This is a genomic window from Brevibacterium sp. FME17, from assembly GCF_014897515.1.
Lineage (GTDB): Bacteria > Actinomycetota > Actinomycetes > Actinomycetales > Brevibacteriaceae > Brevibacterium.
Genome location: NZ_JABUYD010000032.1, coordinates 1 through 21,981, shown reverse-complemented (window position 1 = coordinate 21,981; position 21,981 = coordinate 1). Strand labels below are relative to the sequence as shown.

20 protein-coding genes are annotated in these 21,981 nt (G+C 63.3%); 17 read left to right on the top strand and 3 right to left on the bottom strand.

Features of this window, described 5'->3' with window-relative positions:
• The first annotated feature begins 2 nt into the window (after positions 1-2).
• From INT40_RS18980 to INT40_RS18945, 8 genes are all read left to right on the top strand, one after another.
• Positions 3-1,439 (top strand): APC family permease, encoded by a 1,437-nt coding sequence (locus INT40_RS18980; protein ID WP_101572644.1) that lies wholly within the window; start codon positions 3-5, stop codon positions 1,437-1,439.
• On the top strand, positions 1,436-2,368 hold the full coding sequence (locus tag INT40_RS18975) for a universal stress protein (RefSeq protein ID WP_101572646.1): 933 nt from the start codon (positions 1,436-1,438) through the stop codon (positions 2,366-2,368). Before INT40_RS18980 ends, INT40_RS18975 begins: the two co-directional genes overlap by 4 nt.
• A 34-nt stretch (positions 2,369-2,402) precedes the next feature.
• Positions 2,403-3,836, top strand: a complete 1,434-nt coding sequence (gene lysA, locus INT40_RS18970; protein WP_101572648.1) for a diaminopimelate decarboxylase — start codon at positions 2,403-2,405, stop codon at positions 3,834-3,836.
• On the top strand, positions 3,829-5,535 hold the full coding sequence (locus INT40_RS18965; RefSeq protein WP_193096744.1) for an amidohydrolase: 1,707 nt from the start codon (positions 3,829-3,831) through the stop codon (positions 5,533-5,535). The genes lysA and INT40_RS18965 overlap by 8 nt, the downstream gene beginning before the upstream one ends.
• 39 nt (positions 5,536-5,574) lie before the next feature.
• Positions 5,575-6,744: a M20 family metallopeptidase gene (locus INT40_RS18960; RefSeq protein WP_101572652.1), complete on the top strand. Its 1,170-nt coding sequence runs from the start codon at positions 5,575-5,577 to the stop codon at positions 6,742-6,744.
• A gap of 22 nt (positions 6,745-6,766) precedes the next feature.
• On the top strand, positions 6,767-6,967 hold the full coding sequence (locus INT40_RS18955; protein ID WP_101572654.1) for a hypothetical protein: 201 nt from the start codon (positions 6,767-6,769) through the stop codon (positions 6,965-6,967).
• Positions 6,964-8,406 (top strand): sodium:solute symporter family protein, encoded by a 1,443-nt coding sequence (locus tag INT40_RS18950; RefSeq protein ID WP_101572656.1) that lies wholly within the window; start codon positions 6,964-6,966, stop codon positions 8,404-8,406. Before INT40_RS18955 ends, INT40_RS18950 begins: the two co-directional genes overlap by 4 nt.
• Before the next feature lie 306 nt (positions 8,407-8,712).
• On the top strand, positions 8,713-9,069 hold the full coding sequence (locus INT40_RS18945) for a nucleotidyl transferase AbiEii/AbiGii toxin family protein (protein ID WP_226831670.1): 357 nt from the start codon (positions 8,713-8,715) through the stop codon (positions 9,067-9,069).
• Between the two features lie 63 nt (positions 9,070-9,132).
• Here the strand turns inward: INT40_RS18945 and INT40_RS18940 are convergent, their stop codons facing one another.
• A complete protein-coding gene (locus INT40_RS18940) occupies positions 9,133-10,668 on the bottom strand; it encodes a class I adenylate-forming enzyme family protein (RefSeq protein WP_101572658.1) in 1,536 nt (511 codons plus the stop codon).
• A gap of 95 nt (positions 10,669-10,763) precedes the next feature.
• On the opposite strand from INT40_RS18940, the gene INT40_RS18935 reads away from it, so the two are divergent.
• Positions 10,764-11,558 (top strand): SDR family oxidoreductase, encoded by a 795-nt coding sequence (locus INT40_RS18935; RefSeq protein ID WP_101572660.1) that lies wholly within the window; start codon positions 10,764-10,766, stop codon positions 11,556-11,558.
• Between the two features lie 101 nt (positions 11,559-11,659).
• On the opposite strand, the gene INT40_RS18930 is transcribed toward INT40_RS18935, so the two are convergent.
• Positions 11,660-13,066 (bottom strand): MFS transporter, encoded by a 1,407-nt coding sequence (locus INT40_RS18930; RefSeq protein ID WP_101572662.1) that lies wholly within the window; start codon positions 13,064-13,066, stop codon positions 11,660-11,662.
• 100 nt (positions 13,067-13,166) lie between these two features.
• Complete coding sequence (locus tag INT40_RS18925) at positions 13,167-14,126, bottom strand: phosphotriesterase (RefSeq protein ID WP_101572664.1); 960 nt, start codon at positions 14,124-14,126, stop codon at positions 13,167-13,169.
• 203 nt (positions 14,127-14,329) lie between these two features.
• Here INT40_RS18925 and INT40_RS18920 point away from each other — a divergent pair, with 203 nt between their 5' ends.
• The 8 genes from INT40_RS18920 to INT40_RS18885 all read left to right on the top strand — a co-directional run bounded on the left by INT40_RS18920 (position 14,330) and on the right by INT40_RS18885 (position 21,963).
• Complete coding sequence (locus tag INT40_RS18920) at positions 14,330-14,809, top strand: MaoC family dehydratase (protein WP_101572666.1); 480 nt, start codon at positions 14,330-14,332, stop codon at positions 14,807-14,809.
• A gap of 126 nt (positions 14,810-14,935) precedes the next feature.
• The gene (locus tag INT40_RS18915) at positions 14,936-15,736 is read left to right on the top strand and encodes an SDR family oxidoreductase (RefSeq protein WP_226831669.1); all 801 of its coding nucleotides are present in this window, start codon (positions 14,936-14,938) and stop codon (positions 15,734-15,736) included.
• A gap of 29 nt (positions 15,737-15,765) precedes the next feature.
• Positions 15,766-16,761 (top strand): NADPH:quinone oxidoreductase family protein, encoded by a 996-nt coding sequence (locus tag INT40_RS18910; RefSeq protein WP_193096743.1) that lies wholly within the window; start codon positions 15,766-15,768, stop codon positions 16,759-16,761.
• A gap of 67 nt (positions 16,762-16,828) precedes the next feature.
• A complete protein-coding gene (locus INT40_RS18905; protein WP_193096742.1) occupies positions 16,829-18,052 on the top strand; it encodes an acyl-CoA dehydrogenase family protein in 1,224 nt (407 codons plus the stop codon).
• Complete coding sequence (locus tag INT40_RS18900; RefSeq protein ID WP_193096741.1) at positions 18,049-19,074, top strand: phosphotransferase family protein; 1,026 nt, start codon at positions 18,049-18,051, stop codon at positions 19,072-19,074. The genes INT40_RS18905 and INT40_RS18900 overlap by 4 nt, the downstream gene beginning before the upstream one ends.
• A 52-nt stretch (positions 19,075-19,126) precedes the next feature.
• Positions 19,127-19,813 (top strand): TetR/AcrR family transcriptional regulator, encoded by a 687-nt coding sequence (locus INT40_RS18895; protein WP_193072303.1) that lies wholly within the window; start codon positions 19,127-19,129, stop codon positions 19,811-19,813.
• A gap of 89 nt (positions 19,814-19,902) precedes the next feature.
• A complete protein-coding gene (locus INT40_RS18890; protein WP_319022027.1) occupies positions 19,903-20,802 on the top strand; it encodes an alpha/beta hydrolase in 900 nt (299 codons plus the stop codon).
• A 162-nt stretch (positions 20,803-20,964) separates the two neighbouring features.
• Entirely contained in the window at positions 20,965-21,963 is a 999-nt protein-coding gene (locus INT40_RS18885; RefSeq protein WP_193096739.1) for a helix-turn-helix domain-containing protein, read from the top strand.
• Positions 21,964-21,981: the final 18 nt, after the last annotated feature.

Below are 21,981 nucleotides of genomic sequence, written 5' to 3'. Positions count from 1 at the left end.
CCGTGCCCACACCCACACTGCGCCAACAGCTCTTTCGAGTGAAGCCCGTGCCCGTCTACAGTGAAACGCCGGACAGCGGCCTGAAGAGGAGTATCGGCCTGTTCCCGCTGACGATGATCGGAGTCGGTGGCACCATCGGCACGGGCATCTTCTTCATCCTCTCCGAAGCCGTTCCGATCGCCGGGCCGGCTGTGATCGTCTCCTTCATCATCGCCGGCGTCGTCGCCGGACTCTCTGCCCTGTGCTATGCCGAGCTCGCCGGCAGCGTGCCGGTCTCCGGATCCTCGTACTCCTACGCCTACAGCACTCTGGGTGAGCTGCCGGCCATGGGCGTCGCGGCCTGCCTCCTGCTCGAATACGGAGTGTCGACGGCGGCCGTGGCCGTGGGCTGGTCGCAGTACGTCAACCAATTGCTGCTCAACCTCTTCGGCACCCAGCTGCCGGAGGCGCTGTCCTATGCCCCCGAGGAGGGCGGCATCGTCAATCTGCCGGCCGTCATCCTCATCATGCTCTGCGCCCTGCTGCTCATTCGCGGCGCGGCCCAATCTGCGATCACCAACACCGTCATGGTCGTCATCAAGATCGCCGTGCTCGGCTTCTTCGTAGCCGTCGGCTTCACCGGCTGGAACGCCGATCACTTCGCAGACTTCGCGCCGTTCGGCTTCGCTGGTGTGATGACCGGTGCCGGCATCATCTTCTTCTCCTTCGTCGGCCTCGACGCCGTGGCCACCGCCGGGGACGAGGCGAAGAACCCGCGTCGCAACCTGCCCATCGCCCTCATCTCTGCTCTCGTCATCGTCGCCTCGGTCTACGTCCTAGTCGCTCTCGCCGGACTCGGTGCGCAGAAGGCCGAAGATTTCGACGGGCAGTCCGCTGGCCTGTCAGCGATCCTTGAGGAGATCGTCGGTGCCCAATGGCCCGGTACCGTGGTCGCCATCGGTGCGGTCATCTCGATCTTCAGCGTCACGCTCGTCGTCCTCTACGGACAGACCCGCATCCTCTTTGCCATGTCCAAGGACGGTATGGCCCCGAAAGTCTTCCAGCAGGTCAATCCGCGCACGATGACTCCGGTGCGCAACACCCTGATCGTTTCCGCCGTTGTGGCGGTCCTCGCCGGCGTCCTGCCAATCAACTTCCTCGCCGAGATGACCTCGATCGGCACTCTTGCCGCCTTCCTCGTGGTGTCCATCGCCGTGATCGTCCTCCGCCGCCGGGAACCGAACCTCGAGCGCAGTTTCAGGGTCCCGTTCTATCCGGTCATTCCCGTCCTGTCGATCATCGGCTGTCTGTGGATCATCAAAGATCTGCGCCCGGTGACGATCTTCGTCTTCATCATCTGGACCGCTCTCGTGCTCGTCTGGTATTTCTTCACCGGACGGAAGAATTCGGTCCTTGCCCGGGAGCTCGCCGCCGCCGAGGTGGGGGAGGCGATCCGATGAGCATCGTCGTCGGCGTCGTCCCCGGCCGCGATCCCCGACCGCCCGTCCGGCTCGGGGCGCTCATGGCCCGCTCCTACGGACGCAGGCTCGTCCTCGTGTCGATCATCTCCAGACCGTGGGGCTCCGGCGGCAGCGGAGTGGATGCCGAGTATCGCCGCTATCGAGAGAGCGAGACCGCCCGTTGTCTCGAAGCGGCGGCGACCATGGTCCCCGACGGGATCGCTGTCGAGCAGCTCAGCCGCGAGGCCCATTCCCCGCGCAGCGGGCTCCGGAGGGTCTGCCGCGAGATCGGCGCCCATCGTCTCGTCCTCGGCTCCTCCGAGGATGCGCCTGTCGGCCGTATCCGTCTCGGTGGAGTCTCGACCGGCCTGCTCCACAGCGCCACGCTGCCGGTGGCGCTGGCACCACGAGGCTTCGACGCCGCCGATTCGGAGCGGATCACTCGAATCAGCGCCGCCTTCAACGGCACTGGCACCTCTGCTCGACTTGTCCTCGGAGCCGCGACGGTTGCCTCCGCGGCGGGAACCCAGCTGCGCATCGTCGCTTTCACGCCCCGACAGGGCAGGGCGACGACGGGCCTCGAAGCGGGTCTGGGAGCAGACATCGAGGATGAGATCGTCGAACAGTGGGAAGCCGAGATCCAGCAGCGGACACAGAAACTCATCACCGAGATTTCGGAGCGGGAGCCCACGCCTACCCGTACCGAAGCGGTCATCGGTTCCGGCGAGACCTGGGACGAAGCGGTGGCGGACGTGGCGTGGGTTCCCGGGGAGGTCCTCATGATCGGATCTCGCACACTCGGTGCGCTGACGCGCCTGTCGCTCGGCTCACGTGCGGCGAAGATCCTCAAGAATGCCCCGGTGCCGGTTGTGCTCGTCCCACACCGCGCCGGTGAGACCTACGCCGCCGCTGCCGATTCCGCACGGTGAAGCGGATCCGCCGATGACAGGAGAAAACACAACTATGCACACTATGAAGGCCCCTTCGAACCAGGTGGATGAAGCTGCCGCCGCATGCGGGACCGGGCCCACTGCAGCTCGGCCGGCACCGGATGGCACCCGCCTGGGCGAGCTGTGGTCGGTGCTGCCGCAGAACTCCGGGGTCGATGCCGAGGGAGTACTCGAGATCGGTGGCGTGCCGGTCACAGAACTCGCCGAACGGTACGGGACGCCCCTCTACGTCTATGACGAAGCAGGACTGCGCCGACGGATCCGCGCCTTCGTCGGCGGTCTTGCGGCCCGGTGGCCGAACTCCCAGGTCCTCTTCGCGTCGAAGTCTTTCCCCGCCGTGGGGATGTACCGGTTGGCCTACGAGGAGGGAGCGAACATCGACGTCGCAGGCGGGGGAGAGCTGCGGATGGCGCTTGCCGCCGGAGTCGCTCCGGAAAGAATCCACTTCCACGGCAATGCGAAGACCGATGCCGAACTGACGATGGCCCTGCAAGCGGGCATCGACACGATCATCGTCGACAACGAGGACGAACTCGACCGGCTCGACCGGCTCCTCACGACCCCGCAGAAGCTCCTTCTGCGCGTCATCCCCGGCGTTGATGCGAAGACCCACGCCTCCCAAGCGACCGGCGGACTCGATTCGAAGTTCGGCCTGCCCATGGACCAGGCGCTCGCCGCCATCGAGCGCATGCGCTCTCATCCGCTCATGGACTTCGAGGGAGTGCATCTGCACATCGGCTCGCAGATACTCGACACCACGCAGTTCGCCGAGGCCGTCGAGAAGATCTCCACTGCCGGGACGTTCCCCACCTACGATGTCGGTGGTGGACTCGGCGTCAGGTACACCTACGAAGACGAGGACCCCGGTATCGATGAGTACCTCGACGCCATCGTCACCGCTGCTCGTCAGCACCTGCCGCCTGCGGCCCGGCTGCTCATCGAGCCCGGTCGCTCGATCGTCGCTCGCGCCGGTGTCACCGTCTACGAGGTCATTACCGTCAAGCGCACCGGTAGGACCTTCGTCGCCGTCGACGGGGGACTCGCCGACCAGCTCGACGTTGCGCTGACCGGTCAGCGTTTCGAAGCGATCCTCGCCAATCGAGCCACCGATGCCTGGACCGAGACCGTCCAGATCGTCGGCCGACAGTGCGAATCCGGTGACCTCCTCGTCGATCAGGCACCGCTGCCAGCTGCCGAAGTCGGCGATGTCCTCGTTCTGGCCACGACCGGTGCCTACGGGTACACGATGGCGAACAACTACAACGGCGCGCTCAGACCGGCTGTCGTCTTCGTCTCCGAGGGCCATTCCCGCTTGGTCGTGCGGCGCGAGAGCTATGAAGATCTGCTCGCCCTGCACGAACCGATACCCGAGACCAGGACAGCTGCGAACCCGACAGCTGCGAACACGGCAGCATCGCTGCCGAAGGAGGACAATCCCCATGCTTGATCTGCTGCTCACCGACGCCCGCGTGCGCACCTTCGACCCGAATCGGCCCTGGGCCGAAGCCGTCGGAATCACCGGCGGACGTATCGCCTACGTCGGGGCTGCCGCGGACGCTCCCGCAGCGAAGGAGACCCGCCGCCTCGGCGGGAACCTCCTCACCCCCGGCATCATCGACAGCCACAACCACCTGCTGCTCGGCTTCGACTCCGATGCCGTCAGCCTCGAAGGGGCGGAGACCCTGGCCGAGGTGCGTTCGCGCATCAGCCGCCTCGCCGCCGAACGCCCCGACCTCGATTGGGTGTGTGCGGAGAACGCCGTCTACTCGATCGTCGACGACCGCCGCCCCAACGCCGATGACTTGGCCGGACTGGCCGACCGTCCCATCTTCGTCACCACCTACGACCAGCACTCCGTGTGGCTCAACGACGCGGCCCTGACCATCCTCGGCATCCACGATGGTGCGGACATCGCCTGGGGACGGGCCGAACGCGACTCCTCGGGACGGGCCACGGGCTGGGTCACCGACTTCTACACCTCGGCGATGACGAGCGCAGGTCTGGCCGCTCTTCAGCGTGATATCCCGATGTACTCGCCTGAGCGCCGCTACAAGAAGATCCTCGGCAGTCTCGATATGGCCACCCGCTCGGGCATCACCACCGTCGTCGAACCGCAGGTGCCCGTGGCCGAGATCGGCCTGTTCGACCGTGCCCTGCGCGAAGACCGGCTGTCCTCCCGCGTCATCGCCGCCCTGTTCCACCCTGTCGACTCCGCACCTGAGTTCCGGCAGGAGCTGCGCACGGCCGTCGATGACGCCCCGCGCAGCGACCGGCTGCAGTTCGGGCCGATCAAACTCTATGCCGATGACGTCATCGAACCGCATACGGCCTGGATGCTCGCCGACTACGCCAACCGTCCCGGCCACCGCGGACACCCCTCCGCCCCGATCGGAGAACTGACGAAGATCGTCACTGAACTCGACCGGCTCGGCTTCCAGACCCACACCCACGCCACTGGCGACGGGGGAGTCCGGCTGGCCTTGGATGCCATCGACGCGGCACAGGCGACCAACGGCACTCGTGACCGCCGGCACGGGATCGTCCACGTCGAATGCCTCGACCCGGCCGATCTGCCGCGGTTCGCCGATCTCGGCATCGCGGCCGCAATGCAGCCTCGCCACGCCTCCCCGGACCTCATCGAGGGTACGTGGATGGACAACGTGGGCCAGCAGCGCTGGGACCGCGCCTGGCGCGTGAAATCACTCATGGACAGCGGGGCGCATGTGGCCCTGTCCAGCGACTGGCAGGTGGGGGAGATGGACCCGTTGGTCGGCATCTACTCCGCCCTGACCCGCGCCGGCCTCGATGGATCCAGTTCGTGGACGCCCGATGAGATCATCACCCTCGACCAGGCGCTCTTCGGCTACACGCGAGAGGGCGCATGGGCCTGGCATGCCGAGGATCGCCTCGGCGTCATCCGACCTGGCGCCGTCGCCGACCTTGTCGCCTGGTCGGCCGATCTCTACCGGCTCGACCCGTCGGCGCTGCTCGAACAGCGCGCCGATCTCACCATCGTCGGCGGACAGATCGTCCACGACACGGGCGCCACCGGTGGCGAGCAGGGCGAACAGGGTCTCAACCGTGTCGACATCGCGGCGAAGACCCTCAACCCCGATCGCAGCTGTGCGGGTCACGGGCATCAATAGTGTTATTTTGTGTTGAACGACGATTCAGTTAGGAGATCGATGACGATCAAGAAAATATGCCGGCGCAACGTCGAGGCTGCGGAGGAAGCCCTTCTCGGGCTCAGCCACCGGATCCACGCCGATCCGGAGCTGGGGTTCGAGGAGTACCGGGCCTGCCGGCTGCTGAGCACCGAACTCGAACAGCGGGGATTCACCCTCGAACGCGGACTGGCTCAGATGCCCACGGCCTTCCGGGCCACTATCGGTGAGGGTCCGCTGGTCGTCGGCGTCTGCGTCGAATACGACGCCCTGCCGGGAATCGGCCATGCCTGCGGACACAACGTCATCGCAGCCGCCGGGATGACCGCGGCCTTCGGGCTGGCCCCGCTGGTCGATAAGCTGGGCATCAAGCTCGTCGTCTTCGGCACACCGGCCGAAGAGAACGGCGGGGGCAAGGTCGTCCTCCTCGAGGCCGGAGAGTTCGACGGGCTCGATCTGGCGATGATGGTCCATCCCTCGAACCGGGAGCAGTCCCGCTCGCACTGCCTGGCGATCGGCGATCTGCGGGTGCGCTTCATAGGCAAGAACGCCCATGCCTCGGCGGCCCCCTATGAGGGCATCAACGCCGGAGACGCGGTGACCGTGGCCCAGGTGGCCGTCGGTCTGCTGCGTCAGCAGCTGCATCCCGGCGACCAGGTCCACAGCATCGTCTCCCACGGCGGCGAGGCGGCCAACGTCATCCCCGCCGACACCGAACTGGTTTTCAACTTCCGGTCCCCGAAGCTCGAGACCCTCGACCGCCTCGAACAGCGCATCCGCGCCTGCGTCGCGGGAGCGGCGACGGCGACCGGCTGTACCTTCGAGGCGAGCAGCGAAGCTCCGGCCTATTCGGAATTCAACAACAACGACATCCTCTCCGACCTCTACCGGGCCAACGCCGAGGCGCTGGGCCGGACCTTCGACCACGAGGACGACATCTCACCGGTCGGCTCGACGGATATGGCCAACGTCTCGCGCATCGTTCCTGCGATCCACCCGATGCTCGACATCGACTGCGGAACAGCGGTCAACCACCAGCCCGAGTTCGCCCAGCACTGCATCAGCGAAGCCGCAGATCGTGCAGCGATCGAGGGCGGTCTGTCGATGGCTTGGACGATCATCGATGTCGCCACCGACGAGGCGACGCAGCGCAGCTTGAGAACGGACCGCGAGCATCTGCTCGCGGACTGACACGAACAAAGGAGTTCACCCCATGAAATATTGGCTCATCGGCTCGATCCCGTTCATCGGGGTCTTCCTCCTCACCTGGCTGCCGGCCATCAACGGCCCGCACGTGTGGTTCGGCATGCCGGCGATCTTCGTCTGGCTGACATTCTTCAGCACGATCCCGGTCACGGCAGTCCTCATCTACTTCGAGAAGACCCGCCGCGACCTCGGGGGTGACGACGAATGAGCACAACAGTCGTCGTCGGTCTCCTCGGCATGATCATCATCGCGGCCTTCGGTTTCATGGGGCGGCGCCGTCCGGTGAAGAACATCGAGGAATGGACCGTCGGCGGACGCAACTACGGCGTCCTCACCGCTTGGGTCCTCCAAGCGGGCGAAACCTTCACCACTTTCACCTTCCTCGGCACCGTCGGTCTCGTCGTCTCTATCGGCGCCTCGGCGTTCTACTCGATCCCCTATGTCCCCTTGGCCTATATCGCGATGTACTGGGTCGGTCCGAAGATCTGGCGCAAAGCGAAGGAGCTGGGCTACCTGACGCAGGCGGACTTCCTGCGCGGCAGCTACAACAGCCCCACCCTCGGCTGGCTGGCCGCTTTCTTCGGCATCCTCTTCCTCCTGCCCTATCTGCAGCTGCAGATCACTGGGCTGGGCATCGTCATCTCGGTCGCCACGGGCGGGGAAATCAACGAGAACTACGCGATCGTGATGGCCTTCGTCCTCGTCATCGGCTTCGTCCTGTGGTCGGGCATCCGCGGAGTCGCGCTCACGTCCTACCTCAAAGACCTGCTGATGATCGTCGTCGTCCTCGTCCTGACCTTCGTCGTGCCCTTCCACTTCCGTGGCGGCCTCGATTTCGGTGTGGAGGAGATTCTGGACTCCATGCCCGATCTGCTCTTCGTCCAGCACGGAGAGACTGGCGTCGCCTGGGTCATCTCGAGCATGGCCATCAGCATCATCGGTGTGATGTTCTACGCCCTGCCCCACACCTGGCCCGCTCTGATGTCCGGACGCAGTGAGAAGGTCGTGCGGCAGAACCTCATCTACCTGCCCATCTACAACATGCTCGCCTGTATCCCGATGCTGCTGGGCTACACCGCGATCCTCGCGTTCGGCCTCAGCCAGGATGGCGATCTGGCCATGCTGAAGATGGCAGCAGCCTCGCTGCCCGACTGGCTGACAGGCATCGTCCTCGTCGCCGCGGCATCGACGGCGATGGTTCCCGGAGCTGCGCTGCTCAACGCCATTGCGCCCTTGGCCGTGCAGAACGTGTTCATGATCAAGGGCGAGAAGAACAAGATCGCCTACAACCGGATCTTCGTCGTCGTCTTCGGCCTCGGTGCCCTCGTCCTCGCGCTGACGATGCCGAGCCTGCTGGGCATGATGCTCCTGCTGACCTACAGCGGTTCGACTCAGGTCGTCCCGGCGATCCTCGGAGCGGTGATTCCCCGGATCAAGCTGCACAAGGCGTCGGTCATCAGCGGTCTGTGCTCGGGGCTGTTCATCGTCCTGCTGTTCACCTTCTCACCGATCCACGGTCCGAACATCAACGAGGGAATCAGCGGTCTGGCCGTCAACATCGTCGTGCTGGCCGTCGTTGAGTTCGCCATTCGAGCGAACCGGCCGCGGCCCTCTGTGATGCCTGAACCAGCTGAAGAAGTTGTCTGAACTCGCTTCCTTCACCACACAGCATCGGGTATCTTCTCACGGATGAGAGTGGCGGGGTCATCGCGTAGCCGCCGACGTGTTTTCGGAGCGCCTGCTGTCAGCAGCGCGGACATGGCAGCGGGGAGCTCAGTCGTACCGATGTACGGTTGTCTCTCCTCTGCCGCGGCACGTTCTGCCCTCGGCATCTGTCACTGAACGAGCGTCTTGGAAAGAGCTGAGCCGGTCATGGCGATCCGCCAGACTTGCTGGATGTGTTCCTGATATTGAGTGCTCGCACGCCGAGCTTGAGATTTTCCTGCGAGAGATATGCTGCGGCCAGTTGAGTTGATCGACCTGGAGTACCAGATTGCGCAGAAGATCCACGCCTTGACAGACCCTGACTACTCCCGCGCCCATGACCTGGTGGATCTGCAGCTGCTGTGGGCTGCTGGTCCTGATCTGGTCTCCGTGCGCGAGTTCTGTGTGCGCACATTCGGCTTACGTCGCGCGCAGGAGTGGCCTCCGCTGCCGTTACGCCCGATGGACGGCTGGGCGCCTGCATATCAGCTTTCCCGCGAAGAGACAGAGGTCGATGGTGACTCGCTGGTGCTGGCAGATATAGATTCGGCGAGAGAATGGTTCAAGCAGATGATCAAGTCCGTCAATGCAGCTGCAACGACGTGAAAGCACGAATACCTTCGGTGATTGTCACCTGGCCTTGCGGCTTTGCTGTCTCGGCGCCCGCAATCAAGTCGCCTTCGTGTACATCTTCACGATCTCCCGCTTGAGGATCTTGCCGCTGGGTCCCTTCGGCAGCTCCTCTACGAACTCGATGATCCGCGGGATCTTGTAGGCGGCCAGATTCTCTCGGGCGAACCTCTCCACCTCTGCCGCGTCAAGGTGGGCGCCGGGGGACAGGGCGATGACTGCGGTGACCTGTTGACCGTACTTCTCATCGGGGGTCCCGACCACGCTGGCCTGAGCGACTCCGGGGATCTCGTAGAGGACCTCTTCGACTTCGCGTGGGTAGATGTTGTACCCGCCGTGGATGATGAGATCTTTAATCCGATCGACGATGAAGAGGTACCCATCGTCATCCAACTGGCCGAGATCTCCGGTGCGGAACCACCCCTCGGCATCGAGCACCTCGGCGGTGGCTTCCGGTTTCTTCCAATAGCCGAGCATGACTGCGGGGCCGCGCAAGACCACTTCGCCGACCTCACCGGCAGGAAGCGGTTCGCCTTCGAAGTCGATGACCTTCACCTCGAACCCAGGAGTGGGGAGGCCGACGCTTCCGACCTTCCTCGTCCCGAACAGCGGGTTGAACGTTCCCAGACCGGCCGTCTCCGTCAGCCCATAACCTTCGGCAACAGGGGCAGAGAAGCGCGCTTCGAGCTTGCGGATCACCTCTCCGGCGATCGCGGCTCCGCCCGAGCTCACGAGACGCAGATGCGGGGTGTCACCAGCGGCCGCATTCGTGAGCACCGACATCCACATGGTGGGTACACCCGAGATGATCGAGACCTCGTCCTCGGCAAGCGCATTGACAAAGGCCTGCGGATCCCACCTGGGGAAGAGAGTGAGGGGAGCGCCAGCACTCAGCGCAGGCAGAGCCATATCGGCAAGTCCGAAGACATGGAACAGCGGCAGGCCAGTTGCGGACCGGTCATCCGGGGAGGTCTGTGTCATCTCCTTGACGATGTCGGTGGTGGCGATGAAGTTGCCCAGCGACAGCATTGCACCTTTTGGTTTGCCGGTGGTGCCCGAGGTGTAGAGCAGCGCGGCCAAGTCATTCCACTCGAACTGTGCACGATCGAAGTCGGCAGCTCCGTCGTCTCCCAACTCCAGGATCGGCCCTTCATTGCCGACCAGCCGCAGTGTGGCGAAGTCGACGCCCTGCTCACCTGCAGCGAGTTTCCCCGCCTCGGCCATGGCCGGATGAGCCACGAGGTGGCGTGCGTCCGAGTCCTTGAGGATGTAGACGAGCTCTCTGGCCGTCGAGAGCGGATTGACGGCCACGACCGCCAGCCCGGCAGCATGCGCGCCGAGGAACTCAATGAGGAACTCCGGGCATGACGGAGCGATGAGCACCGTCCGATCGCCTGGGCGAAGTCCTGTCGAACGGTAGCGATCGCGAGCCGCGCCGATTTCGCCGAGGAAGCGCAGCTGAGTCAGCGAGACCCGCTCCGGGCCAGGGGGAGTGCGCACTGCAATGGAGTCGGGGATCGTCTGTGCCCAGGGGGTGAGCAGATCGATGATTGACGTGCGCAGGGTCGCGTCCATGAGACTCCTTTACTTGAAACTGAGTGCAGGTTCAACTATAGATGGATGTGGCCTGTCACACAATGAGGTGAGGTCACTTCGCAGAGAGGGAGACGATGGAGCTCAAAGGACGAAACGCAGTAGTCACCGGTGCAGCCGGAGGGATCGGTGCCGCAGTCGCGGTGGCCCTGCACGAGCGTGGGGCGCGAGTGCTGCTCGCCGACCTCGACGAATCCGTTGCCGATACCGCGGCCACGCTGGGCCAGCGCTATTGGGTGGGGGATGTGTCCTCTGCCGGCGGCGTGGCTGAGCTGGTGAGCACCGCCGAGCGTGAACTGGGTCAGTTTGATCTCTACTTCGCCAACGCCGGGATCACCGGTGTCACCGGCCTGGGCGGCGACGGTGACTGGGATCGGATCCTCGACGTCAACCTGCGCGCCCACATCCGGGCAGCCGAATTGCTTGTGCCCAAGTGGACGGCCCGTGGGGAAGGATATTTCGTCGCCACCGCCTCGGCGGCGGGATTGCTCACTCAGATCGGATCGGCCGGATACTCGGTGACCAAGCACGCAGCCCTTGCCTTCGCAGAATGGCTGTCCGTGACCTATGGCGACGAGGGGCTGCGCGTGTCCGTGCTCGCCCCCATGGGTGTGAACACGAAGATCCTGTGGGGCGAGGATCCAGGGGACGTCACCGGCACAGCCCTGACCGGACAGCGAGCAGTCGCCGAGGCGGGCAATGTCCTTGAGCCCGCCGAGGTGGCCACGACCGTGATGGCCGCCATCGAAGCCGAGAACTTCCTCATCCTGCCCCACCCCGAGGTCCTCGACATGTACCGCATGAAGGGATCGGACTACGATCGCTGGATCCGCGGCATGCGCCGCTACCAGGCGAAGCTGCGGGATGCGTGATCGCGTGATCCGATGGCGACGCGTGATCGTTTCACGTGGTGCGTGAGTAAGGGCAGAGCGAACGGAGCGGCAGGGATGACCCTGCCGCTCTGTAGTGAGGACTAGCTGTTGACCGCCTCGGCGATGGTGGAATTGTCCACTCGCAGATGCTCGCCGGGAACGGCAGTCGGGGACTGCCTGACCGACCTCGGATTGGTCTCCTTCAGGGCGATGGCGCACCCGACCGTGATGACCGCCATGGCGCACACGAACAGGGTGATGCCCAGCGTGGAGCCATCCATTTCGGAGATCAGCCACGTCATCACGATGGGTGTTGAGCCCGACACGATGATCGCGTTGAGCTGATAGGCCAGCGACACCGAGGAGAAGCGGATCTGCGGTGCGAACAGCTCACCGAAATACGAGGCGACCGGAGCATAGACGAGCGACTGGAAGACGGCGGCAACGCTGACTGCAATCGTGAACATGGCCATGTTCGCTGCGTTGATGAGCGCGAAGTAGGGAAATGCCCAGATCAGAATCCCGACTCCGCCGATGATGATGACCGGTCGGCGTCCGATCCTGTCGGCGAGCTTGCCGCCGAGCAGGGTCACCGGGATCGCGACGACGGTGGAGAGCATGGCTGCAATGAGCATGCTGTTGTAATCCATGCCGAGGTACGTCGTGCCGTAGGACAGGGCGCCGGCGATCGTGATGTAGAAGACGCAGTTCGTGGCCGACAGGGTGCCGGAGGCGAGCAGGATGGTCTTCCAATGCGACTTCACTGCCTGCCACAGCGGTGCACGCACGACGGCAGGTTTGTCCGCCGAGACTTCTTGTTTGAGCGCTTCGAACTCTGGGGAGTCTTCGATCTTGAGCTGGATGTACATGACAACCGGCACGAGGAGCGCTGTGGCCCAGAACGGGACCCGCCAGCCCCACGAGATGAAGGCTTCATGGCTGATGGACGTGGAGACGATGACGAAGACGAGATTGCCCAGCAAGGCTCCGCAGGGGACGCCGACCTGCATGAACGAGCCTGAGAATGCACGATGTTTGGGTCCGGCTGATTCGCTGAGCAGGAGCGCAAGGCCACCCCACTGTGCCCCACAGGCGATGCCCTGGAGGAACCGGCACGTCACCAGCAGGATCGGTGCGATGAGGCCGATGCTCCCGGTCGAGGGCAGACACCCGATGGCGAACGTGAAGATCGCCATTCCCAGCAGAGAGATGACGACCATGGGTTTGCGGCCGAGCTTGTCGCCGTAGTTTCCGGCGAGCAGACCGCCGAGCGGGCGGGCGATGAAACCTGTGGCAAAGGTTGAGAACGACAGGAGTACGCCGTTGATGCCTTCCGCATCGGGAAAGAACACGTGTGGGAAGACGAGGGCGGCGGCGGTGCCGTAGAGGAAGAAGTCGTACCACTCGATCGATGAGCCGATGAGGCCGGCCGCGCGGAGGCGTCCGTGCTTTCCGGCGTGGGTCTTGGGGCTGCTGCGATCCAGGCTGGTGGTGGAGTTCGGGGGCATACGGAGTCCTTTGTTCGGTGAAAACTGCTCCATGGGGTGCTGCGTGGCTGGGTCGAGCTGTCACTCGAAGTAATGGGGTGTCACTCGAAGTAGTGGGGTGTCACTCGAAGTAGTGGCGCGGATTCTTCACCAGCATCGTGTCGATGTCGTCCTCGCTGACACCGCGTTCCAGCAGGGTGGGAATGACCTCGTCCGAAATGTGACGGAAATGCCAGTTGGGCTGGATTTCCATCTTCTCCTCGTGCGAGAAGTAGTCGATGTAACAGGAGGCGTCGTGGGCCAGAGTGATCTTCTCGGCATAGCCGCGGCGGACGAGTTCGACGATCGTGTCGATGCGCTTCTGTGTCGGCAGATAGACGTCGAGACCGAAGCGGTCCATGCCCAGAAACGAACCGTTGTCGGCGATCTTCATCAGATAGTCGAGATCCGTCGAATCTCCTGAGTGCCCGATGACGACCTTGTTCAGATCCGCGCCTTCCTCTTTGAGCACCCGCTGCGCGACGAGCCCGGATTCAGTGTGCGGATTCGTGTGCACGGTGATCGGGGCGCCCGTCTGCGCACTCGCCTGACCGACCGCGCGCATGGTCCGTTCTACCCCGGTGGTCAGTCCCTGCTCCTCGATGGCGCATTTGAGGAATGCCGCCTTGACCCCGGTGTCTGCGATTCCGTCCTCGATGTCACCGACGAACAGGCGAACGAGGGGCTCGGGCTCATCGATGAGGAGGCCGGGCCCGCGGACGTCGAACTGGTGCGGCAGATCGGTGTAGGTGTAGAGGCCGGTGGCCACGACAATGTTGAGATCGGTCTGCGCGGCGACCTTCTGCACGCGTGGAATGTAGCGGCCCAGCCCCACGACGGTGGGGTCGAAGATCGTGTCGATTCCTGACGTCTTGAGGTCGTTGAGCTTGGCCACAGCGTCGGCGACCTTCGCCTCCTCATCCCAGTCCGAGTCGTAGTTCTGCCGCATCTCCTCGCTGACGATGAAGATGTGTTCGTGGACCAGAGTCTTGCCGAGGCTGCTGCTGTCGACGGCGCCGGTGACGGTCTGAACTTCTGCCATAGGTGCTGCTCCTTTGCATACGTGGCTTCGCCATGTGAGGCGTGCCGGTGCCACTTGAAGTGACGACGCTCACATGGTTAGTCTTACGTTATCGAATATGACGTCAATTTCAAGTACGGCATCAAGTACGGCATCAAGCACGACTTCAAGTTCCGACATTCTGCGCTCGCCCTCACTGCGTCGCGCCCATCGAAAGGCAGACAATGACAACTCCCATCCGCCCCACCTCGATCTCCGACCTCGAAGTGCTCGTTGGCCAAGAGCTCGGCCCGACCAGCTGGCATGTGCTGGTCCAGGACGACATCAATTCTTTTGCTGACCTGACGAATGATCATCAGTGGATCCATGTCGATGAGGAGCGCGCGGCGGCGGGGCCCTTCGGTGGAACGATCGGTCACGGCCTGTTCACGCTCTCGCTGGGGCCGGCCTTCATGGAGGAGCTGATGGCCTTCGACGGCTTCGCCCACAGCCTCAACTACGGATACGGGAAGGTCCGATTCCCGAATCCTCGTCCCGTGGGCTCGCGTGTGCGCATGCGTGCCACCGTCACCGAGGTGGAGCGACGTAAGACCGGCTCCGCGCAGATCACGACGACTCAGGTCTTCGAGGCTGAAGGCATCGAAAAGCCAGTCTGCGTGGCCGAATCGATCGGATTCTTCACTGAGCACGGCGCTGAGGTCTGAGAGTCGAGGCATCGAGCGACGGGACGTCAGACTATTGAAGTTGAGGTCAAGTTCAACTATGGTCGGGACATACTCACAGACGAGAGCGACGGGCCCGAACCGTCCACCCCGAACGAAGGATTCCGAATGATGACGTCACCCGCCATGAACATGTCAACACTGTTCAACCTGGAAGGACGCTGCGCACTCATCACCGGCGGTTCACGCGGCATCGGCCGAATGATCGCCGAAGGCTTCGTCCAACTCGGCGTGCGCGTCTACATCACGGCCCGCAAAGCAGAGGAATGCGACGCAGCGGCCGCCGAAATGTCTGAGCAGGGAACCTGCACCTCGATCCCCGGCGACATCTCAACGACGGAGGGACTCGCATCCGTCGTCTCCCGACTCCGCGAGCATGAGTCGACGCTGGACATCCTTGTCAACAACGCCGGAGCTGCCTGGGGTGCACCCTTCGACGAGTTCCCGGAAGACGGCTGGGACAAGGTCATGGACCTCAACCTCAAGGCATTGTTCTTCCTCACCCAGCAACTCGCCCCCGAACTGCGCGCCGCCGCTGCCAGCGGTGACCACCTCGCCAAGGTCATCAACGTCGCTTCCATCGACGGCATCCGAACGAACCCCAACGAAACGTACAGCTACCACGCCAGCAAGGCCGGGGTCATCCACCTGACCAAGCGCCTGGCCGCGCAGCTGGCACCAGAAGGCGTGATCGTCAGCGCAATCGCACCCGGAGCATTCCCCTCACGGATGAACAAAGTGGCCCGCGACCACGGAGACGAATTGCAGCAGCGCATCCCCGCCGGGCGCATCGGCGGGCCAGAAGACATGGCCGGAGTCGCGACCTATCTTGCCTCACGCGCCGGTGACTACGTCGTCGGCGACACGATCGTCGTCGATGGCGGCGTCGTCGCATCGGCCGGACTCTAGGACAAACCGAACAAGGAAGACACAACATTATGAAGGCAGTACAGCTGAACGCCACCGACGGGCCAAGCTCCCTCGCACTCGCAGACGTCGACGCCCCCACAGCCGAACCCGGCACAATCCTCATCGACGTCGCCTATGCGGGCGTGACATTCCCCGAACTGCTGCAGTCTCGCGGGCAATATCAGATGCAGCCGCCCCTTCCCTACACAATGGGGTCCGAGGTCGCTGGAACGATCCGCGAACTGGGGGAGGGGGTCACAGGCTTCTCTGTGGGTGACCGTGTCCTCGGCGTTGCCGGCACCGGAGCCTATGCCGAGATCATGGCCGTTCCTGCCGCCAGCGTCCTGCCTCTGCCGGAGTCGGTGTCTCTGCAATCGGGCGCGGGGATGCCGATGAACCTGCTGACCGCGGACTTCGCGCTGCGCGTGCGAGGAAAAATCGAAGCAGGACAGAGCGTCCTCATCCACGGAGCTGCCGGGGGACTCGGCAGCGCCCTCGTCCAGGTCGCACTCGCCTCCGGTGCCGAAGTCGTCGCAGTCGTCTCCACTCAGGAGAAGGCGGACACGGTGGCCAACCTCGGCGCACAACATGTGGTCTTCGCCGACGGATTCAAAGACGCAGTCAAGGAGATCTTCCCCCGCGGAGTCGACCTGGTCGCAGACCCGGTGGGAGGGGACCGCTTCACGGATTCCCTGCGCTGCCTCTCGACCTTCGGCACGCTCCTGGTCCTCGGCTTCACCGCGGGCCAGATTCCGGAAGTGAAGGTCAACCGACTGCTGCTGGGCAACATCTCCGTGGCGGGCGTGGGCTGGGGAGCCGCTTTGGCCGGACGGCCTGAGATGGTGGCTCAGCAGTGGGAAACCCTCTGGCCCCACCTGTCTGCCGGAGACCTCAACCCTGCAATCCACACCGTCCTTCCCCTGGCGCGGGCCGGTGAAGCACTGGAGATCATCGACTCCCGCTCGGTTCGAGGCAAAGTGCTCCTCGAAGTCGGCGGCGACGCCAACGAGACTGCCACCCACTGACTCTGACAACGCGGCTGTACCGAAGAATTTCGCTCTACCTAAGTGAATTGACCAGAAAGCAGGAACCATGGACTTCGCACCAGATGAGACCACCCTCGACTACCAGGCCAGACTCAACGCATTCATGGACGAATACGTCTACCCTGCAGAGTCTGTCTATGACCGCCAGCGCGCCGAGTCCGGTGACCCGAACTTCCACCCGCCGGTCCTCGAAGACCTCAAGGCCGAGGCGAAGAAGCAGGGACTGTGGAACCTGTTCCTGCCTTACGAAGGGTGGGGTGCGGGACTGACGAACCTGCAGTACGCGCACCTCGCGGAGATCACAGGACGCAGCCCAGAGATCGCCCCGGAGGCCATCAACTGCAACGCACCGGACACGGGGAACATGGAAGTACTTGCCCTGTTCGGCACCGATGAGCACAAGGAGAAGTGGCTCAAGCCTCTGCTGGCCGGCGAGATCGCCTCCGCGTTCTGCATGACAGAACCTGAGGTGGCCAGCTCCGATGCGACGAACATCGAAATGAGCATCACCGCCGACGGGGATGACTACGTCCTCAACGGTCGGAAATGGTTCGCTTCGAATGCATTGCACGCCAACTGCCAGGTCTTCATCGTCATGGGCAAGACCGACCCGAACGCGGAGACCCACCGACAGCAGTCCATGCTCGTCGTACCGAAGGACACCCCCGGCATCACCATTGTTCGCGGGCTGCCGGTGTTCGGGTACATGGACAGGGAAGGCCATGCAGAGATCCTGTTCGAGGATGTGCGCGTGCCCAAGACCGCGCTGCTCTCCGGTGAAGGGGATGGGTTTGCCATCAGCCAGGCCCGACTGGGGCCGGGCCGCATCCACCACTGCATGCGCACGATCGGCATGGCAGAACGATCCCTCGAACTGATGATCGACCGTGCCCAGCAGCGAGTCACCTTCGGACAGCCGGTGGCCGACCGCGCCAACATCCAGGACTGGATCGCCGAGGCGCGCATCGAGATCGAAGCCACCCGTCTCCTCGTGCTCAAGGCGGCATGGATGATGGACACCGTGGGCAACCGGGAAGCGGCAACGGAGATCGCAGCCATCAAGGTCAAGGCCCCAGAGATGGCCCTGACCATCATCGACCGGGCCATCCAGGTTCACGGCGGCGGCGGAGTTACGGATGACTTTCCGCTGGCCGGCTTCTATGCACACCTGCGTACGCTGCGCCTGGCCGACGGACCCGACGAGGTACATAAGCGTTCGATCGCCCGCCGCGAACTGCGCCGCCGGAAGACCGCTCGGGAGGCCGGATGAGTATCGAACTCAACCTGAAAGCTCTCGCAGTCTGGATGCAGGCTGCGGGGGAGGCCGTCGTCGGTGAACTCAAGGGGATCCGAGTCGGCCAAGGCCAGTCATACCTCACGTACCGCATCGATGACGAGGCCGGACATGCGTGGATCGCACGCCGGCCCCCGCTGGGCAGACTGTTGGCCTCGGCTCACGACGTTGCCCGCGAATATCAGATCATGTCGGCGCTGCAGGAATCAGGAGTTCCCGTTCCGACCACGATCGGTGTGTGCACGGACCCCGCCGTCGCTGACGTTCCCGTCTTCGTCATGGCCCACGTGGAGGGGATCGTCGTTGACGATGAGGAGACCGCACACTCACTGACCCCAGACGTGCGGCGGCGGCTCGGCCTCGACCTCGCACGGACATTGGCCAAGATCCACGCGGTCGACATTGATGCCGCGGGACTGGGAGACCTGGCCTCCCGGAAGCCCTATGCGCCGAGACAGCTCAAACGGTGGAGTCGGCAACTTGAGGAAAGCCGAACCCAGGACCGGCCCGACCTCGACGCCCTGACTGACCTGCTCCGCGACACCATCCCGGACTCGGATGAGATCGCCCTGGTCCACGGCGACTTCCACATCCGCAACGTCATCATCGACGAGAGCACGGGAGACATCCGAGCGGTCCTGGACTGGGAGCTCTCGACCCTGGGCGATCCGCTGGCCGATATGGGCAGCGCGCTCGCATATTGGACGCAGGCCGGTGAAATGCCGGACGGAATGTTCGCCGCCTCAGCCCTGGACGGCTTCCCGACCCGGGCAGAGATAGCTGCAGAATATCTGCGTGCCTCCGGACGCGACGGGCAGGCGTTGGCATTCTGGCATGTGCTGGGAGTGTGGAAGGTCGCCATCATCGCCGAGGGAGTCTACCGCCGGGTCCTCGACAACCCTGAGAACGCCGCCGGAACCACCCTCACCCCGGAGAACATCCAAGCCATGATCGATCACGGGTGGGACATGGCCAGAGTGAACGGGTTGGCGCCATGACTCTGCTGCGGCCCGCAGCCGCAATGTCGACGGATTGTATGATGGGCTGACCATGACGAAGACCGAAGAACAGGGTGAAGATCTCCCTGCGCTGGTGGACCCCACGCTGGCGCGTGATCTCCCGTCCACTCCTCGAGGCATCCGCACACGCGCGTCCCTGGTGGCCGCTGCCCGCACCGTGTTCGAACGCGATGGGTTCATCGATTCGCGACTGACGGACATCACGAAGGAGGCCCAGTGCTCCACAGGTACCTTCTACACGTACTTCGACAGCAAAGAAGAGGCTCTGGCTGCCGTTCTGCATGAGGCTCAAGAGGATATGCTCCACCCCGGCCCGCCGCAGGGGCACCACAAGGATCGCAGCGTCGTCGAGTCGCTCGAAGCGGGCAACCGTGCCTATGTTGAGGCGTATAAACGCAACGCCAAACTGATGCTCCTGCTCGAGCAGGTGGCCGCGGTCGACCCGAAGTTCAGGCGCCTGCGACTCGACCGTGGACGAGCCTTCGCCCAACGGAACTGCAGGTGGATCAAGAAGCTCCAAGACGAGGGTTTTGCCGATCCGAGCCTTGACCCGGTTATGTCGGCAAGCGCATTGTCGCTGATGGTCGGGCGCATGGCCTATTTCAAATACGCATTGGAAGAACCGGACTGGGGCACCGATGACCTTCTCGTGGAGACCGCAACGAAGCTGTGGGTCAACGCGCTGGGCATCCCTGCCGACGGGTCCCGCCGAACCTAGGAGTTTCCATGGCATCGTCAACGACACCGTCAACGACATCCGAACCATCACCTGATCGGAGTACTGGCGCTCCTTTCGACAATGCTTCGGTGGCAGCCCGTCTGGCAGAGCTGCCGGCGGTTGCTGAGGCAAAAGCGCTGACGGTGACCACGTCGAGTGGACAGCTCTCGGGATTCCAGGCGATACCGGCTCATCCTGATCCGCAGCTCGGCGATGCGCTGCTGCTCCACGGGTGGCCCGAATTCTCCTCGTGCTGGGAGAAAACAGCCGCGCTGCTCCTGGGACAGGGGATGAGCGTGTTCGCCTATGACCAGCGAGGATACTCTCCTGGAGCACGTCCCGACTCCGTCGATGAGTACACAATGCCGCACTTGGTCGCGGACCTCGACGAGATCTCACGCGCTATGGGGCTTGACCGCTTCCACCTCGTCGGCCACGACTGGGGTGGGATGGTCGCCTGGCATTACGCGGCCAACCATCCAGAGCGTCTGCTGACGAACACCGTCGTCTCGACCCCGCACCCGATCGCCCACGCCAAGCAGGTGCAGGCGGACCCGGACCAGTACGAGCGCATGGAATACATGCGCGCGATCCAGGACCATCCGGACGGAGTTGCACGAGCTCTGCTGCGCAACGACGGCGAGCGTCTCATCGCCCTCTACGACGGTGACGTACCTGATGACATGGCGGCCTCCTACGCAGCGCGCTTGAGCGAGCCTGGAGCAATGGACTCGGTGCTGAAGTACTACCAGGCGGCGGACGGTCGAGCTCGATTGTCGAGCACCCCAGTCACCGTGCCCACGACCTTCGTGTGGGGCAGTGAAGATATCGCCTTCCCTCGTGCCACTGCGGACCTGACCGCCGAGTATGTCGAAGGCCCCTACCGATTCGTCCCCCTTGAGGGCGCTTCGCATTGGCTGCCCGAGTCTCGCGCGGAAGAGATCGCACGGGCGGTTCTTGAGCGGGTTCGGGAACACCTCGGGGAGTAGCTGTTTGCTGGGACGGCCGTTCAAGCGGCAGGCAATCCAGGTGCTTGGTGGTAAGAGCGCAGTAGTTACGTCGCCAACCAGTATTGCGCCTACGCGAGTGGCGCCATGTGGAGTCCGGAAATACAATTGGGAATTTCCCAAGTTACGGTCTAGAATTGGCCTATGAGTACCATCGGAGACAGGGTCATTGCAGTCATGCGGAAACGTGGCATGGCTCAAAAGACGCTGGCCGAACATACTCAGATGACACCCGACGCGATGTCGCGAGCGCTTCGTGGGCAGAGAGGTTTTGCCGCAGTCGAGCTTGCAGACATTGCGCGGGCTCTCGATGAAGATGTGTATTACTTGATCACGGGCGAGCCCGATCCGTCTCAGCTTGCCTTTGCTGCTCGCCACAGATTCGACCATGAGACAAAAACACGCTCAGTCGACGGTCTTGAAGAAGACAGAGAAGTCCTGACTAAGATTCAGACTGCCTTCAACCTGGCCGGGGAGCTTAGCGCAACCCCGAAATTGCCTGCGGATCCAGCGGAGTTCCGGGAGATTCTCGGCCCAGGATTCGTCGAACGATTTGCAGATAAGCTCGAAGTGCTCGGCGTGGATGTTGTCGTTCTATCGGAGCTGACTACTGCATACTCTTTCACCGTCACCGGCCGAAAGATCATTGCCGTCAATGGTTCAGGCAATTGGTTCAATGAGAATTGGTCGATCGCCCACGAGCTTGCACATCATGCTCTTGGTCATGAAGACGTTCGTCCTTGTAGCGATAACGTCGATGTGTGTGAAGCGGAGGCTAATAACTTTGCCGCTCAATTGCTCCTCCCGGAAGAGTCAATGCGCGCATTCGATTGGCAGTCGACACTGTGCAACGACTTAGCTGACTTTCTATGGGAGTCGGGAGTGTCAACGGCGACGGTGAAAGCTCGGTTGAACAAGCTTGGCATCGTTCCATCGCATGAGATTTCGACAGCGCTCGAACTCAAGACTCAGGGCGTCCTGCGGAAGTATTGGGGCAATAGTCGACATGTACAGGGCCCGGACAAAATCACTGACCGAATGGCTCGCGCGAGTGTGCGCTGCTTTCCCACATGGTTGCGATCCGCTCACCTGCAGCGGATCGAATCCGGAAGTTTTCAAGTCAAGCGGTACCAAGGTGAGTGAAGCGACGGTTAAGCGGCT

Bases quoted from the DNA above. Each gene is read 5' to 3' on its own strand.
- INT40_RS18930 (WP_101572662.1), bottom strand. From the start codon at position 13,066: ATGCCCCCGAACTCCACCACCAGCCTGGATCGCAGCAGCCCCAAGACC.
- INT40_RS18960 (WP_101572652.1), top strand. From the start codon at position 5,575: ATGACGATCAAGAAAATATGCCGGCGCAACGTCGAGGCTGCGGAGGAA.
- INT40_RS18975 (WP_101572646.1), top strand. From the start codon at position 1,436: ATGAGCATCGTCGTCGGCGTCGTCCCCGGCCGCGATCCCCGACCGCCC.
- INT40_RS18885 (WP_193096739.1), top strand. From the start codon at position 20,965: ATGAGTACCATCGGAGACAGGGTCATTGCAGTCATGCGGAAACGTGGC.
- INT40_RS18965 (WP_193096744.1), top strand. From the start codon at position 3,829: ATGCTTGATCTGCTGCTCACCGACGCCCGCGTGCGCACCTTCGACCCG.
- INT40_RS18925 (WP_101572664.1), bottom strand. From the start codon at position 14,126: ATGGCAGAAGTTCAGACCGTCACCGGCGCCGTCGACAGCAGCAGCCTC.
- INT40_RS18905 (WP_193096742.1), top strand. From the start codon at position 16,829: ATGGACTTCGCACCAGATGAGACCACCCTCGACTACCAGGCCAGACTC.
- INT40_RS18950 (WP_101572656.1), top strand. From the start codon at position 6,964: ATGAGCACAACAGTCGTCGTCGGTCTCCTCGGCATGATCATCATCGCG.
- INT40_RS18940 (WP_101572658.1), bottom strand. From the start codon at position 10,668: ATGGACGCGACCCTGCGCACGTCAATCATCGATCTGCTCACCCCCTGG.
- INT40_RS18915 (WP_226831669.1), top strand. From the start codon at position 14,936: ATGATGACGTCACCCGCCATGAACATGTCAACACTGTTCAACCTGGAA.
- INT40_RS18955 (WP_101572654.1), top strand. From the start codon at position 6,767: ATGAAATATTGGCTCATCGGCTCGATCCCGTTCATCGGGGTCTTCCTC.
- INT40_RS18895 (WP_193072303.1), top strand. From the start codon at position 19,127: ATGACGAAGACCGAAGAACAGGGTGAAGATCTCCCTGCGCTGGTGGAC.
- lysA (WP_101572648.1), top strand. From the start codon at position 2,403: ATGCACACTATGAAGGCCCCTTCGAACCAGGTGGATGAAGCTGCCGCC.
- INT40_RS18935 (WP_101572660.1), top strand. From the start codon at position 10,764: ATGGAGCTCAAAGGACGAAACGCAGTAGTCACCGGTGCAGCCGGAGGG.
- INT40_RS18910 (WP_193096743.1), top strand. From the start codon at position 15,766: ATGAAGGCAGTACAGCTGAACGCCACCGACGGGCCAAGCTCCCTCGCA.
- INT40_RS18920 (WP_101572666.1), top strand. From the start codon at position 14,330: ATGACAACTCCCATCCGCCCCACCTCGATCTCCGACCTCGAAGTGCTC.
- INT40_RS18900 (WP_193096741.1), top strand. From the start codon at position 18,049: ATGAGTATCGAACTCAACCTGAAAGCTCTCGCAGTCTGGATGCAGGCT.
- INT40_RS18945 (WP_226831670.1), top strand. From the start codon at position 8,713: ATGCTGCGGCCAGTTGAGTTGATCGACCTGGAGTACCAGATTGCGCAG.